The organism is Stenotrophomonas sp. HMSC10F07 (assembly GCF_001807895.1).
Taxonomy (GTDB): Bacteria; Pseudomonadota; Gammaproteobacteria; order Xanthomonadales; family Xanthomonadaceae; genus Stenotrophomonas; species Stenotrophomonas sepilia.
In genome coordinates this window covers 21,056-34,584 of sequence record NZ_KV791443.1, presented here as the reverse complement: position 1 = coordinate 34,584, position 13,529 = coordinate 21,056, and the positions used below count along the sequence as shown (strand labels likewise).

At 65.5% G+C, this 13,529-nt stretch carries 12 protein-coding genes; 4 read left to right on the top strand and 8 right to left on the bottom strand.

The genetic code is table 11. From position 1 onward, the window contains the following. Nucleotides 1-66: 66 nt before the first annotated feature. Complete coding sequence (locus HMPREF3114_RS17640; RefSeq protein ID WP_070490188.1) at nt 67-2,172, bottom strand: phosphoglycerol transferase I; 2,106 nt, start codon at nt 2,170-2,172, stop codon at nt 67-69. Nucleotides 2,173-2,417: 245 nt separating this feature from the next. Further along, nucleotides 2,418-4,109 (bottom strand): ABC1 kinase family protein, encoded by a 1,692-nt coding sequence (locus HMPREF3114_RS17635; protein ID WP_070490187.1) that lies wholly within the window; start codon nt 4,107-4,109, stop codon nt 2,418-2,420. A 162-nt stretch (nt 4,110-4,271) separates the two neighbouring features. On the opposite strand from HMPREF3114_RS17635, the gene HMPREF3114_RS17630 reads away from it, so the two are divergent. Then, on the top strand, nt 4,272-5,198 hold the full coding sequence (locus HMPREF3114_RS17630) for a DUF808 domain-containing protein (protein ID WP_053497730.1): 927 nt from the start codon (nt 4,272-4,274) through the stop codon (nt 5,196-5,198). Between the two features lie 95 nt (nt 5,199-5,293). Here HMPREF3114_RS17630 and HMPREF3114_RS17625 read toward each other — a convergent pair whose 3' ends face one another. Then, entirely contained in the window at nt 5,294-6,832 is a 1,539-nt protein-coding gene (locus HMPREF3114_RS17625) for a GGDEF domain-containing protein (protein ID WP_070490185.1), read from the bottom strand. 105 nt (nt 6,833-6,937) lie between these two features. On the opposite strand from HMPREF3114_RS17625, the gene HMPREF3114_RS17620 reads away from it, so the two are divergent. Next, a complete protein-coding gene (locus tag HMPREF3114_RS17620) occupies nt 6,938-7,573 on the top strand; it encodes a Rossmann-fold NAD(P)-binding domain-containing protein (RefSeq protein ID WP_070490192.1) in 636 nt (211 codons plus the stop codon). Further along, nucleotides 7,573-8,280 carry a helix-turn-helix transcriptional regulator gene (locus HMPREF3114_RS17615; protein WP_070490182.1) on the top strand — a complete coding sequence of 236 codons (708 nt, stop codon included), beginning with the start codon at nt 7,573-7,575 and terminating at the stop codon, nt 8,278-8,280. The genes HMPREF3114_RS17620 and HMPREF3114_RS17615 overlap by 1 nt, the downstream gene beginning before the upstream one ends. A 55-nt stretch (nt 8,281-8,335) precedes the next feature. On the opposite strand, the gene HMPREF3114_RS21525 is transcribed toward HMPREF3114_RS17615, so the two are convergent. Beyond that, nucleotides 8,336-9,199: a S1 family peptidase gene (locus tag HMPREF3114_RS21525; RefSeq protein WP_235642975.1), complete on the bottom strand. Its 864-nt coding sequence runs from the start codon at nt 9,197-9,199 to the stop codon at nt 8,336-8,338. Continuing rightward, nucleotides 9,172-9,807, bottom strand: a complete 636-nt coding sequence (locus HMPREF3114_RS21520; protein WP_235642976.1) for a hypothetical protein — start codon at nt 9,805-9,807, stop codon at nt 9,172-9,174. Before HMPREF3114_RS21520 ends, HMPREF3114_RS21525 begins: the two co-directional genes overlap by 28 nt. A gap of 339 nt (nt 9,808-10,146) precedes the next feature. Between HMPREF3114_RS21520 and HMPREF3114_RS17605 the strand changes: the two genes are divergently transcribed. Beyond that, nucleotides 10,147-10,533, top strand: a complete 387-nt coding sequence (locus HMPREF3114_RS17605) for a VOC family protein (RefSeq protein ID WP_053497723.1) — start codon at nt 10,147-10,149, stop codon at nt 10,531-10,533. 36 nt (nt 10,534-10,569) lie between these two features. On the opposite strand, the gene HMPREF3114_RS17600 is transcribed toward HMPREF3114_RS17605, so the two are convergent. The 3 genes from HMPREF3114_RS17600 to HMPREF3114_RS17590 form a co-directional block, all read right to left on the bottom strand. Then, complete coding sequence (locus HMPREF3114_RS17600) at nt 10,570-11,334, bottom strand: hypothetical protein (RefSeq protein WP_235642977.1); 765 nt, start codon at nt 11,332-11,334, stop codon at nt 10,570-10,572. A gap of 449 nt (nt 11,335-11,783) precedes the next feature. Then, on the bottom strand, nt 11,784-13,178 hold the full coding sequence (locus HMPREF3114_RS17595; RefSeq protein WP_070490180.1) for a dihydrolipoamide acetyltransferase family protein: 1,395 nt from the start codon (nt 13,176-13,178) through the stop codon (nt 11,784-11,786). Further along, nucleotides 13,175-13,528 (bottom strand): SH3 domain-containing protein, encoded by a 354-nt coding sequence (locus HMPREF3114_RS17590; RefSeq protein ID WP_005411349.1) that lies wholly within the window; start codon nt 13,526-13,528, stop codon nt 13,175-13,177. Before HMPREF3114_RS17590 ends, HMPREF3114_RS17595 begins: the two co-directional genes overlap by 4 nt. Nucleotide 13,529: the final 1 nt, after the last annotated feature.

The window sequence follows — 13,529 nt, the reverse complement described above, 5'->3', positions numbered from 1 at the left end:
GCTTCTGAGGTTGCCGGCCAGCGGCCGGCACTACTGCGGGGGCAGGGCGCAGCCCTGCAAATAGCCCTACCCCCGCGGTCGGCTGCGCGAGGGCACCAGTGCGAACGTATCCACCGCCAGCTTCTCGGCGTGGTTCAACCACGCGCGGATCTCCAGATCGTCCACTTCGTGGTCCAGCCCGAACGACACGTTGATCTTGCCGTTGGCATCGGGCTGTACCCACTGCTGGGCCAGTACCACCTTGCGCTGCGAGGACACCGCTTCGATCCAGAAACCGCGGTCCGGGCGCGTGCTCGCCACCAGTTGCAGCATGTACTGGCCGGCACGCGTACGGCGTCCCTTCTGGGTGATCATGTGTGCCTGGCGCACGCTCGGGCGCGGGCCCTGGAGCGTATCCAGCGGTGCATCCACCGCGATGCCACCGCGCAGGTCGTTGTCGCGGTACAGCTTGAAGCCGTTGTCGCGGTTGACGAGCAGGGCGCACCAGTCACCATCGGCCGAGCCGTCCTCGAACGCGGTGCAACGGTCGACGTAGGCCAGGGTGTTGTCCGGGTTGGCATCATCGAACTGGCGCGACGTGTTTTCCAGGTACACCGACTTCAAGCCCCACTCCTTGTCGTACTCCAGCAGCACCGGCGGCTGCACGTGCTGCAGGCCAACGACCACCTGATCATCGCCATCGATCTTCAGTTCGCGGGTCGGCTGGCCCAGCCACAGCGAACGGGCGAAGGCCAGGTACTGCGGGTAGTCGCGGCCATCATCGCGCCGCGCGGCCACGCTGGCACTGGGCGCGCGCTGCGGGTCGATCAGCGAGCGGCCAAAGCCCATCGTCTTCAGGTTCGGGTCCAGCAGGCCGAGCAGGGTCGCACCGGAATCCAGGGTGGTGCCAGCGTCGGCACTGAGCTGCTGCGGGGCAATGCCGTCGCCGAGGAACAGCAGCAGGTTCTCGCGCTTCTGCTTGGCCAGCACGTGGCTGAGATCGTTGGGCATCGCCAGGTGGTCGGAGGCGATCACGATCAGCGTGTCCTTCCCATACGGGCTGGCCTGGATACGCTCGACCAGCTGTGAGATCAGGCGGTCGGTGCACTTGAGTGCATTGAGCAGGCCGATGTTGCCGTACCCGCTGCGGTAGCGCTCGCCCTTGCACGACACCGGCAGGTGGCCCGCCGGGTGGTGGGTGTCCATGGTCAGCGTGGTCAGCATGAACGGTGAACCGGCGCGCGAGAGCTGCTCGAACCGCTGGTAGGCGGTGTCCAGCAGCACGTCGTCGTGCACGCCCCAGGCCGAGTAGTGGATGCGGCCGATCTTCTTCTGCTGCTTGAACCAGGCCAGGTCATGCACTTCGTCAAAGCCATGGCTGGCCAGGAACTGGCCCTTGCCGGCGAACTGGCCGTTGGCGCCGCCCAGGTAATGGTTGGTGTAGCCCTGCTGCTTCAGGTAGTCGCCCAGGCACACCGCCTTGGGCAGGAAACTGCCCATGCGGTCCATGCTGTTCTCGTCGCCCTGCGAGGTGGTCAGCGGCACGCCACACATTGACGACACCAGGCCGGCGATGGTCCAACCGCTGCCTTCGGCCGAGGCCAGGCCACGTACGTCCAGCGACTCGGATGCCAGGCGGTTGAGGTTGGGCATCAGGCCGGGAAACACGGCCTCGTCCAGATAGGTGCGTTCCAGGCTCTCGCCGTAGATCCATACGATGTTGCGCGGGCGCTGCAACGGCTGCGTCGGCACCTGGTACTCGGGGGCGATGCGGGCGAAATCGACCGGGCGCAGCTGCTGGTAGAGGCGTTGGCCGTCACGGGCCAGCGGACTGATCAGGATCGTGGCCACCCACACGGTCGCGAAACCGGCGAACAGCGCACCACCGTGGCCGGGCCGGTGCCAGCGCTTCACCCGCGTGGCAAACAGCGGCAGCAGCGAGACCAGCGCCAGCACGATGAAGCCGGCGATGTAGCCCTTGAAGTCGGAGACACCAGCGCCTTCCATGTCGGCGCCGAGGTGATAAAGCGTGGCGGCGTTGAGCCCATCCCCGGACAGCTTGTCGATCAGCCACCACGCGCTGAGCATCAGCAGTAGCAGCGAGAATGCACCGGCCTTCCACCACACCCACTTGTCGGACGCGAGGAACAGCCAGCACAGCAGCAACAACGACAACAGCAGTATCCAGAGCATAGGCAGCTTCGGCAGTGACGGGGTGGTGGTGATGGACGTCGTACCGACGCGTGTCCATCCGACCGGCGCTGCTGCAAGCACATCCACATGACAGGCCGATGACCCGATAGTGCATGCACGAACCTGACTGAAATGTTTGTTGGAATGACGCGCGCGCAATCACGCCGCAAAGGTAAAGCGAGCGTGAAACGCTTCGTTGGATTGCATTAAAAACCGCATGAATACGCGGCTTTTTCGCCAATGCATCAGCGGTGCCCGCGTTCCTCGCGTGCCCGCGCGCGGCGATCGAACAGCAATGCACTGGTGACGATGCCCAGTCCCAGCACCACGCCGATCAGCAGCAGTATCAGTGCGATCAGGGGATAGCCGAACAGGTGCCAGCCGGTGTCGATCTTCATCATCATTGCCGCAGCCATGATCAACGCGGCGCTGATGATGCCGGCCGCCACGCGGTTGGCGATCTTCTGCAGGTTCTCCATCAATCGCGATTCTTCCAGCCCGGTCACCTTCATCTGCAGGCGGTTCTCGGCCAGCAGCGCCATGATGTCCGACAGCTTGCGCGGCCCATCGCGCAGCAGCTGCTGCAGCTCCATCGCCTCGCTGGCGATGTTGGCCGCCGACAGGGATTTCTTCAGGCGCGCGCGCATCACGTGCTGCAGCTGGCGCTCGACGATGCGGCGCGTGTCCAGCTCCGGTGCCAGCAGCCGGCACACGGTTTCCAGGTTGAGCAGGGCCTTGCCCAGCAGGCTCAGTTCCGGCGGCGTGCGCAGGCCGCAGGCGGTGGCGATGCGCACCATGTCCAGCACCACGCGGCCTTCGGAGAAGCTGCCACTGGCGGCGTAGCGCGCGATCAGCTGGCCGGTCTCGCGCAGGTAGCGCTCTTCGTCGAAGGCCTCCAGTCGCGTGCTGATGCTGATCAGATCGTCGGCCACTTCTTCGCCGCGGCCATCGACGGCGGCGAACAGGATCTTCAGCAGCCGCTCGCGCAGGCGCGGCGGCATGTGCGCGACCATGCCCAGGTCGAAGATCGCCAGCCGGCCATCGGGCATCACCCGCAGGTTGCCCGGGTGCGGGTCGGCATGGATCTCGCCATGCACGAAGATCTGGTCCAGGTAGCCGCGGATCAGCGCCGCTGCCAGCGGATCCATGTCCTGCTCGGTGCGGCGTACGCCAGAGATCGCATCCACCCGCACGCCGGTGGCGAGCTCCATGGTCAGCACGCGCTGGCTGCTGTAGTCCCAGATCGGCTGCGGCACCCACAGGCGGCGGAAGGGCCGCAGATGCCGTCCGAAGCGGGCCAGGTTCTCGGCCTCGGCGTGGTAGTCCAGCTCCTGCATCAGGGTCTTGGCGAACTCGTTGAGCCAATCGCGCAGGCGCACGCGGCGGCCCACCTGGGTCAGGTGATCGGCGGCCAGCGCAAAGCTGCGCAGCGCTTCCAGGTCCGAGCGCAGCTGCGCGGCCACTTCAGGCTTCTGCACTTTCACCGCCACCTGGCGGCCATCATGCAGCACAGCGCGATGCACCTGCGCGATCGACGCACAGCCCAACGGCTCGGGATCGAACGAGGCAAACAGCTTGCTTACCCCCACGCCCAGCTCCTGCTCGATGATGGCGTGGATGCGCTCGACCGGGATCGGCGCCACCTTTTCCTGCATGCGTTCCAGGGCGGTGGCGAACTCCACCGGTACCATGTCCGGGCGGGTGGACAGCATCTGGCCCAGCTTGACGAAGGTCGGCCCCAAGGCCTCCAGGTCACTGACGAACTGCTCCGGGTTGCCATCGGCGGGCACGTCGGCCTGGTTGCTGGCGACGTCCAGGTTCATGCCCGAGAACACGCCCGAATGGCGGTAGCGCAGGAGCAGGCGCAGGATCTGGCTGCGCCGGTTCATGCCTTTGACCAGCGGAGGATTGCCATTGGCGGTGGGCGGATTGCTCAAGCGGAACTCCCATGCGGCAAGGACGGTAGTGCCGGGCGCTGGCCGGCAATGCCCGGATTCGGCAGTGTCGCCGGGGGAAGGTGGGCATGCGGTGAACCCCGCAGCTATCGCAGAGGCCGGCGGATCGGTCAGAATCGGCTCATTCCCATTCTTGGACGCCCCATGGCCGGTGCCAGCCTGTTCGCCCTGCTCGACGATATCGCCTCCCTGCTCGACGATGTCTCGGTGCTGACCAAGGTCGCCGCGAAGAAGACCGCCGGTGTGCTGGGCGACGATCTGGCGCTGAACGCGCAGCAGGTGACCGGGGTCAACGCCAACCGCGAGCTGCCAGTGGTGTGGGCGGTGGCCAAGGGCTCGCTGGTCAACAAGGTGATCCTGGTGCCGGCGGCCCTGGCGATCAGTGCGTTGGAAGCCTGGCTGCGCAGTCGCGGCTGGAACGTGCCGCTGATCGTGCCGCTGATGATGATCGGCGGTGCCTTCCTGTGCTTCGAAGGCGTGGAGAAGCTGGCGCACCGCTTCCTGCATTCCTCCGACGACGATGCCGAGCGCCAGGCCGAACGCCGCAAGGCGCTGGCTGACGCGCAGGTGGACATGGTCGCGTGGGAGAAGGACAAGGTGAAGGGCGCGATCCGCACCGACTTCATCCTTTCGGCCGAGATCATCGTGCTCACCCTGGGCGTGGTCGCCACTGCGTCGTTCACCAACCAGATCCTCACGCTGAGCGTGGTCGCACTGGCGATGACCGTGTTCGTCTACGGACTGGTGGCGGGCATCGTCAAGCTCGATGACGTTGGGCTGTACCTTTCGCGCAAGGGCGGTGCCATTGCCGCCTTCGGTCGAGGCCTGGTGGCGTCGGCGCCGTGGCTGATGAAGTTCCTGTCGGTGGCCGGCACCATCGCCATGTTCCTGGTCGGCGGCGGCATCCTGGTGCACAACGTGCCGGCCCTGCACCACGCGGTGCAGGCGCTGGGCGGCGAAGGGCAGTGGGGCTGGCTGATCAGTGCTGCGGCCAACATGGTGGTCGGCATCATCGCTGGTGCCGTCGTGCTCGCGGCGGTGACCGGCTTCCAGAAGCTGCGCGGGAAATGATCTGTAGAGCCGAGCCCACGTTCGGCTGCTCTACGGCGCTCCGCGCCGCCGCCCGAGCATCGGCTCGGGCGCTACAGAGTCCGCACGCTGGATCATCACCCCGCCTGCACCCGGTTCTTGCCCTGCCGCTTGGCGGCATATAGCGCGTCATCGGCGCGCCGCAGCAGGGTCTCGGTATCGTCGCCGGGCTGCCACTGCGCCAGCCCGGCGCTGAAATGCACCGGCACGCGCTGGTCCTGCACGGTCAGCACGCGATGGGCCAGCGAGCGCTGCAGGCGCTGCACGGTGGCCATGCTGTCGGCGCCCTGGGTTTCCGGCAGCACGAGCACGAACTCGTCGCCGCCCAGCCGTGCGATGCCGTCGGTGGCGCGCAGCAGCAGCTTGCACACGGCCACCAGGTGCTGCAGCAACGCATCGCCACCGGCATGCCCATGCGTGTCGTTGGTCTGGTGGAAATCATCCAGGTCGATCACGGCCACGCCCAGGGGTGAGTTGTTGCGTGCGGCGCGGGCCAGCTCGCGCTCCAGCAGTTCGTCCAGGCCACGGCGGTTCAGCGCCTGGGTCAGTGGATCGATGCGTGCCAGGTCACCAGCGGCGCGCAGTTCCTGCTCCAGCTCGGCAATGCGCTGCTCTGCGCGCTCCACTTCCTGCCGCGCATTGGCCAGGTGATCGCGGGCCTGTGCGGCCTGCTGCTGCACTTTGCCTGTATCGCGCATCACCTCCTGCAGCAGCTGGTTGAGGTCGGCGATGCTGCGCGCCTCGCGCAGCTGCAACGCGTAGCTGCCGATGCGGTCGTGGTATTCGCCGGTGCTGGTGGCCATGCCATCCATGCGCTCGATGAACTCGCCCATCAACCCGCGCATCGCCGCCTTCGAATCGTCGATGCCCTGGCGCAGCAGCCCCTGCTTGTAGATCACTTCGCGCAGTTCGGCCCGGGTGCGCTCGACCGCTTCCGCTTCCAACGGACCGTCCAGCAACTGGCGTACCGCCGCGATCTGGCCCTGCAGCCAGCTGCGGTCGTCCAGCAGCTCGCTGACGTTCTCCAGCAGCAGCGCGAACAGCTCCAGCAGCAGCGCCTGCTGCTCCTGCCAGCTTTCGGCGCGCACGCCGACCTGGTGGCCAAGTTCGCGCACGCCCTGTTCGATGGGTTCCAGGGCCGTGCCCGGCTGCCACTGGCGCAGGCGCATGGCCAGCGCCTGCGCCTGCTCGCGCAGGTCCGGGTCGTGCTGCAGCAGGGCCACCACCGCACCGCCCAGCAGCAGCCGCAGCTGCTCGGACAGGCGCAGGCTTTCCGGCTGCCCGTCCGGCGAATGCTGCTCGATGGTGCGGATGTACTTGTCGATCAGCTGCCGCATCGCGCGCCCATAGCGCGGCCAATCGGCGCTGGCCTGCGCCGACTGCAGGCGGTCGCCCATGTCGCCCAGTTCGCCGGGCAGGGTGGCCATGCCGTTGGCGAACGCCGCCAGCAGCGGTTCCGGCGCATCGGCGACTGCGAACAGCTGCTGCAGCGCCACGCCACCGCCGCCCTGCAGCACTACGCGGTCACCCCGCCCATCGTCCACCACCGCGCGCACGCGTGCCGGCGGCCCAAGGGCGGTACCGGGGGCAGGGCGGTGGTCGGGCTGGTCCGTCATGGAGCGAATCCTGGGGCTGGCAGGGACTGGTTCCAGCATATCGGCGCGGCCGCCGAGGGCTTGAACGGCTAGGATGGGTGACAGGATGCCGCAGTGGAGGTGGTGATGCGCGTGATGTTGCTGGGGGCGACCGGCCTGGTCGGTGGGCTGACCCTGCGCAGGCTGCTGGACGACCCGCGCTGCAGCGCCGTGGTTGCCCCGACCCGCCGCCCCGTGGCGTTGACTCACGGGAAGCTGGAGAACCCGGTACTGGCATTCGACGCGTTGCCCACTTCGCCAGAATGGGCCCGCGTTGACGCGGTCATCTGCGCGCTGGGCAGCACCATCGCCCAGGCCGGCAGCCGCGAGGCCTTCCACCGTATCGACCACGACTATCCGCTGGCGTTCGCCCGCCTGGCGCAGGCGCAGGGTGCGCAGGCCTTTGTGCTGAACTCCGCAGCCGGCGCCAATCCACAGTCGTCGATCTTCTACAGCCGGGTGAAGGGCGAGCTGGAGCGTGACCTGCGCGCGCTGGGATTCAACTCGTTGACCCTGGTCCGCCCAGGGCTGATCGGGGGCGAGCGCAACGAGGTGCGTCGCGGCGAACGCCTGGCACTGACGGTGCTGGGTGCTTTGGGGCCGGTGTTGCCGCGTGCGTGGCGGATCAATCCGGCCACAGAGATTGCCAGGGCGCTGGTCGAGGCTGCGTTGGCCCCGCAGCCGGGCGAGCACGTGGTGGCGTCGAGCACGCTGGTCGGCTGATGTCGCGAGCGCTGCGCCTGACCCAGCTGCTGCAGCTGCTGCGCCGTCATCGACGGCCGGTGGCCGGGCAGGCGCTGGCCGAAGCGCTGGGCATCAGCCTGCGCACGCTGTACCGCGATATCGAAACGCTGCGCGAGCAGGGCGCCGACCTGCGTGGTGAGGCCGGCGTCGGCTACCAGCTGGCGCCGAGCGATACCTTGCCTCCCATGACCCTGCCACCGGCCGAAATCGACGCGCTGGTGCTTGGCCTGCGCTGGGTTGCGGCCCGCACCGAGCCGGCGCTGGCTGAGGCCGCGCGTGATGCTTTGGCGCGTATCGCGCATGTGCTGCCCGCAGCACGCCGGGAAGCCTTGCGTGATAGCGGCCTGCGCGTTGGCCCTTCGCGCGCTGCGGCCAAGGTACCTGCTGCACGCCTGCAGGCTGTGCGCGAAGCGGTGAGCGCGCAACAACGCCTGCAGTTCGGCTACCAGGATGCGCAGGGCCAACGTACCGAGCGCATTGTCTGGCCGTTCGCGCTGGGCTACTTCGATGAAGTGCCGATGCTGGCGGCGTGGTGCGAAGGCCGCGAGGACTTCCGCCATTTCCGCCTGGACCGCATCCGCCAGGTGCGCGTGCTGGAGGATCGCTACCTCGTGCCGCGCGCCACGCTGCTGCGGCGCTGGCAGAAGGCGCAGGGCATCGCGCCGGACTGGTTGGACCGCTCGTAACCACATCGAGGAATGGCGCTGTGCGTCAACGCGGTGGGCTTACACAGCTGGTGGGCTATGTGCCGGGGGAGGCCGGGGTGGTACAGGTAATCGTCGACTCTATGGCCTGGGTTACGAGGCCCGACGCATCTTCCAAGAATGTCCTGACTCTCGAAACTTGAGGTTCACCAGGTTTACTTGGTGTACAACCCCAAGTGAAGGTGATGGGGGATGGGATGTTCCTGTCGACTTTGGCGCGGCCACCGCTGCAGATCCATCCGGCAGGACAAGTCAAGATCTCGAGGTTGATATATACCGGAAACCTCGGATACCCACTGAAGTTCATCGTGGCAGTAACACTGGCGCCTGTTCCAGACACGTTCGGAACGCTGTCCAGCTGAAATGGCTTCGTCAAGGTAGCCACGCCCAGGGTGGACATCCTCTCTATGGGCATGAAGAAAAGGTCATTCGCCCAAGGAGAGCCGTCGTTTCCCCTGCCATGAACAAGGCCGTAGGCCGAGTTGCCGGCATAGACGGGGCCACCACTATCGCCGCCTTTGTTCATCACGGTTCCATCAAGGCTGACGACTTGGACGTAGGTGCCGGCTTCCCCATTCCAGTTGGCTGCGAACTCTGCGTCTTTGATGGATCCGCATGTGCGACCGGTCGTTACGCCGAACTTGCAGACCGTTGTGCCTGGTGTCATGTCGGCAAGTGATGCCTCATCGGTTATCGTCAGTTTTTCCCCATCGACAATGATTTCGTTCGACTGGGAGAAGATGACGCCGCCACGCTGCTGTGCACCCCACTGAACGTCGTAAGATCCTTTGTTGCGTTCACTCTTGAACAGAATGCGAGCGGTTGGATTGCGCTGATAATTGTCATTGTCACAGTGACCGGCAGTGGCCAAGCCTAGTTCGCGAGTTGCAGTTTCGACCACGTTGAAGCCGGCTGTGCAGAGCTGCTGCTGGTAGCCTCCAGTCGCCGCCCGCCCGCTACGGTGTTTGTTGGCTCTATGAAACCTGTGGTCTCTTTTATGTGGATGAAGTCGGCGACAGAGAGAAGTTTGGAAAGTCTGGCGCGTACGGCATCGGGATCACGTACATATACCTCTACGATAGAGATCTTCGTGTTTACCGTGGCTGCAAACTCAATGCCGGCCTTGACGAGCTGATCGGACACCTCCTCTTGGGTGGCGCGGAGAAGCTCGAGAGAACGTGGCGCGGTTTCTGCGACGTAGAGGCGGTCCTTGGTGTAAGCAGAAAGTTGGCGTGAGGCATCGCCGGTGAACCTCACCACGATCCTGAATTCAGGGGGGTGCTCGATGTAAAGGCCGGCGAACGTCTCCGGCTTCTCCCTCTGAAGCCGTGCGCTGAGTTTACCTGCGGCCCGTTCCGCATCCATTCGTTGCGCGGCTTCGAACGTGCCTATGTGCATGGTTTCCGCGTAGTGCTGTATTGCTACATCCTTGGGGGCGTCGTCCGCAAGGGCGGGAGAGGCGGTGAGGATGGCTGCCAACAACGGGAGATAACTGCGTATTGTGGTCATGAACTTTCCTTTTCATGTGTATTACGTGAAGTGGCGTTCCATCTGCATTTGAATCTAAATCACTTCTGTCTGTTGCAACTGGTAACTGCGTCTCCCTTTGATTGGTCCGAGCGAAGGTTCATCGCCGACGACAGCTCCCATCATGACTTGGCTTTGCGATATATCGCGAGATCACAGCGGGTCGCCTGTTTTTCCATCCGATGGCGGAAGTGCCCGAAATACGCGAGATGTTCGAACGACGATCGGCTCTACCCGATCGATTTCATCCGCTTGATCTACTGACAGAGTATGTCAGCAGGCGTGTTCCACCATGAACGCTCCCAACAACGGAGGTTCCCCATGTTCATACCCAGCACCCTGCTGCAGTACGTGCGCGACGTCGCCACCAGCGCCACGTTCTACAGCGGCATTCTCGGCAAACCACCGGTCGAGCAGTCGCCCGGCTTTGCCCTGTTCCTGCTCGGCGATGGCGCCGCACTCGGCCTGTGGCAGCGCGATGACGTGCAGCCGCCGGTGTCCGCGCAGGCCGGCGCCGCGGAACTGGCGATGGTGGTGGCCAACCCGGAGGCTGTGCAGCAGATGCACGATGCGTGGCGCGCACTCGGCGTGCAGATCCTGCAGGCGCCGGTGACGCTGGAGTTCGGCCACACCTTCGTCGGTGCCGATCCGGATGGGCACCGCCTGCGCGTGTACAGCCGCGCCGAGGGCTTGGTCGCGCGCGATTGATTCAGGGAGGGAGCCGGTATGTTCCGGCTCCTGGACCTAGCCATGCTTCTGTGCGGCTTCGATGACGATTGAAAATGTCTCGTCGTCTTCCGAATTCCATGCAATGGCCAGCTGGGCCAGTTCTCCGACCACATCGCGCTCGGGGTTGCACCGCCTGAGCTCCTTGATGAACTGCCGGACCTGACGTGGCGTCAATTCACAACCTGGATAATTGAAGAGATTGAGCGCGGCATCTGAAGAGACGTCCAAGAGGTCAGGCGCGAGGATGGAGTAGGCTTTGATGTAGCGGGAGAACGGAATATCCGACAGGAAGTTCTCAGCTGAGCTCATGATCGACGCATCATGTGGCGGGTTCCGAAGGAACTCCCTCATGACCGCCAGGATGACTTCTACTGACGCTGGTTTCGTCAGAGCCCTGTAGAAGTGGTCGGCGTATGCACAGCAAGCTTCGTGAGTGACCGCAGCATCCGATAGCGTTGCCAGCGTTGAGATCCAGACGTCAGCATCCAGCGGCGTAGCCGGTTTGGCATGTCCTTGTTGATCAGCATTGGGGATGACCGCGCGGACGATTGGCTCGCCGTTGCGCCATGACCGCAGGCGGGAGTCGATAATTGCGTACACCTGCTCCTGTTTGTCCCACATGGCGTCCGGAGAAGGCATGGCGTCTTCGGGGAACAACGAGAAGAAGTCCGAAAAGTAGGGAGCGGCCATGCAGAAGTAGCGAACGGTGAACTCCAGCAATTCCGGGTCGAACGCAGCGCCGGGGATTTCGTCCTGGAAGGCGCCTTCGATGCATGCCAAGGCATCTGCTGGCGAGGGGGCGGCTGCCACCGTAGAGCCGACCGATGCGTCAAGGAAAGCGTGATTTCGGGCGAGCCAGCGCAGGAAGATGATGCCAAGGACCCAGTTCGTGTCTGACGGATCCTCATCCCTCGTCAACCGTAGGAAGAATGGAGAGGCGCGGAAAAATCATTGCCCGCCTTCATGAATTCTTCGAGTGTGGGTGGTGTCTCAATCACGGAAGTTCGACGTCTGCAGAGAGGCTCAATGCTATTGAGCTGCTCTTGGGAATCCATGCAACTATTCTCAAAATGCTTCGTTGGGCTTTCAACCGACGGTCGGAGAGCCCAGTGGATCCCCGCCATGCGTGGACGGAGCGCGACGGAGCAGGTACAAAAAAACGCCGGGCTGTGCCCGGCGTTTTTCCAATTCATGTGCCAACCGAGGTTGGCACCCACCGATCATCTGGATCAGCTGGCCAGCGCCAGGTCGTCCATCATCGCGCGCAGGAAGCGGGCGGCTTCACCACCCGTAGCCGCGCGGTGGTCGAAGGTGACCGACAGCGGGATTACCTTGTGCGCTTCCACGCCGCCCATCACCGGGGTCATCTGGTGGCGGGCACGGCCGGCACCGACGATGGCCACGCACGGCGGCACCACGACCGGGGTCGCGTAGCGGCCGGCGAACATGCCGAAGTTGGACAGCGAGATGGTGTAGCCGCTCAGTTCCGAGGCGGCGATCGAGCGCGATTCCACCTGCTCGCGCAGGCGATTGACGCCTTCGCGGATGCCGCGTGCATCGAGCATGTCGGCATTGCGCAGGGCCGGCACGAACAGGCCGTCGTCGGTGTCCACGGCGATGCCGATGTCCACCTGGGCGTGCAGGGTGCGGGTCAGCGCTTCACCGTCGAACCAGGCGTTCATGGCCGGCACCTTCTGTGCGGCAACGACGATGGCGCGAACCAGGCGGGCGGTGACGTCGTTGCCCGGCAGCCAGGCGTGGATGTCGGCGTCGTCGTTCAGCGTGGTCGGCACGACCTTGCTGTGCGCGTCGGCCATGACGCGGGCCATGTTGCGGCGCACGCCCTTCAGCGGTTCCGGCTGGCCCTTGGCGACCACGCCCGGCGACTGGGTGCGCATCGGCTTGCCGGCGGCGGACAGCGGAGTGCGGGCTTCGCTCTGCCCCGGGGCAGGTACCTGCGCCGGGGCCGGCGCGGCATACGCGGCGGCAACCGGTGCCGGGGCGGCGCCGAGTTTGGCGGTGCCGTTGGCGGCGGCCTGCTTGACGTCGGCCATGGTCACCGCGCCATCGGTGCCGGTAGCGGCCACGCGGCTCAGGTCCACGCCCAGCTTGCGCGCCATCGCACGCACGGCCGGCACGGCCTTGACGCCACCGACGGCCAGCGCCTGCTCGGCGTGCACGGCATTGGAGCTCTGCATCGCGCCGACCACGGTACCGGCGTCATCGCGCTCGGCTGCGGCGGGCTTGGCGTCCTCGGCGGCAACCGGAGCGGCCGCAGCCGGCAGCGGCGGCGGGGTCGGTGCGGCAGCCGGCGCCGCCGGTGCGGCGTGACCATGGCTGTGACCGGTGTCCTGGCCATCAGCGCGCTGCGGCAGGTTCGGGTCCAGTTCGAAGCTGGCCAGCACCGAACCGGTCGGGATGATGTCGCCGGCAGCGCCGGACAGCTTCAGCACCTTGCCGGAGAACGGCGAGGGCACTTCCACCACGGCCTTGGCGGTCTCCATCGACACCAGCGGCTCGTCCAGCTTGATCACATCGCCTTCCTTGACGAACCACTCGACGATGGTCGCGTCCGGCAGGCCTTCGCCCAGGTCGGGCAGGTTGAAGTTCTTGGTCTGGCTCATTTGCAGTTCTCTTCCAGCAGTTCCAGTTCGCGGGCCGGCAGCCAACCCGTCGCGCCATTGGCGCGCTCGGACCACCACCACCCGCCGTGTTCGTGATGAAGCTTCACCATCTCGCCGCTTTCCACATCCAGCTCGCGGGCGTCGTAGTCGCACAGGGCTTCGGCGCGACCCTCGTCCAGCAGCTGCAACCAGGCGATGGGCGCCCATCCAGCGCGCCCATCGTTGGTGCGTACCCAGGCAAACGCCGGCCATTCCTCGTCACGTACACCTACTTCGACGATCTGGCCGGTGTGGAACCGGAGCGGGTTGGGATACTGGCTGCGGTAAGCCCCCAGAAGGCGGGCCCGCATG

Coding starts and splice junctions, on each gene's coding strand:
- HMPREF3114_RS17640 (WP_070490188.1), bottom strand. CDS start 2,172: ATGCTCTGGATACTGCTGTTGTCGTTGTTGCTGCTGTGCTGGCTGTTC.
- HMPREF3114_RS17630 (WP_053497730.1), top strand. CDS start 4,272: ATGGCCGGTGCCAGCCTGTTCGCCCTGCTCGACGATATCGCCTCCCTG.
- HMPREF3114_RS17625 (WP_070490185.1), bottom strand. CDS start 6,832: ATGACGGACCAGCCCGACCACCGCCCTGCCCCCGGTACCGCCCTTGGG.
- HMPREF3114_RS17620 (WP_070490192.1), top strand. CDS start 6,938: ATGCGCGTGATGTTGCTGGGGGCGACCGGCCTGGTCGGTGGGCTGACC.
- HMPREF3114_RS17615 (WP_070490182.1), top strand. CDS start 7,573: ATGTCGCGAGCGCTGCGCCTGACCCAGCTGCTGCAGCTGCTGCGCCGT.
- HMPREF3114_RS21520 (WP_235642976.1), bottom strand. CDS start 9,807: ATGACCACAATACGCAGTTATCTCCCGTTGTTGGCAGCCATCCTCACC.
- HMPREF3114_RS17605 (WP_053497723.1), top strand. CDS start 10,147: ATGTTCATACCCAGCACCCTGCTGCAGTACGTGCGCGACGTCGCCACC.
- HMPREF3114_RS17595 (WP_070490180.1), bottom strand. CDS start 13,178: ATGAGCCAGACCAAGAACTTCAACCTGCCCGACCTGGGCGAAGGCCTG.
- HMPREF3114_RS17590 (WP_005411349.1), bottom strand. CDS start 13,528: ATGCGGGCCCGCCTTCTGGGGGCTTACCGCAGCCAGTATCCCAACCCG.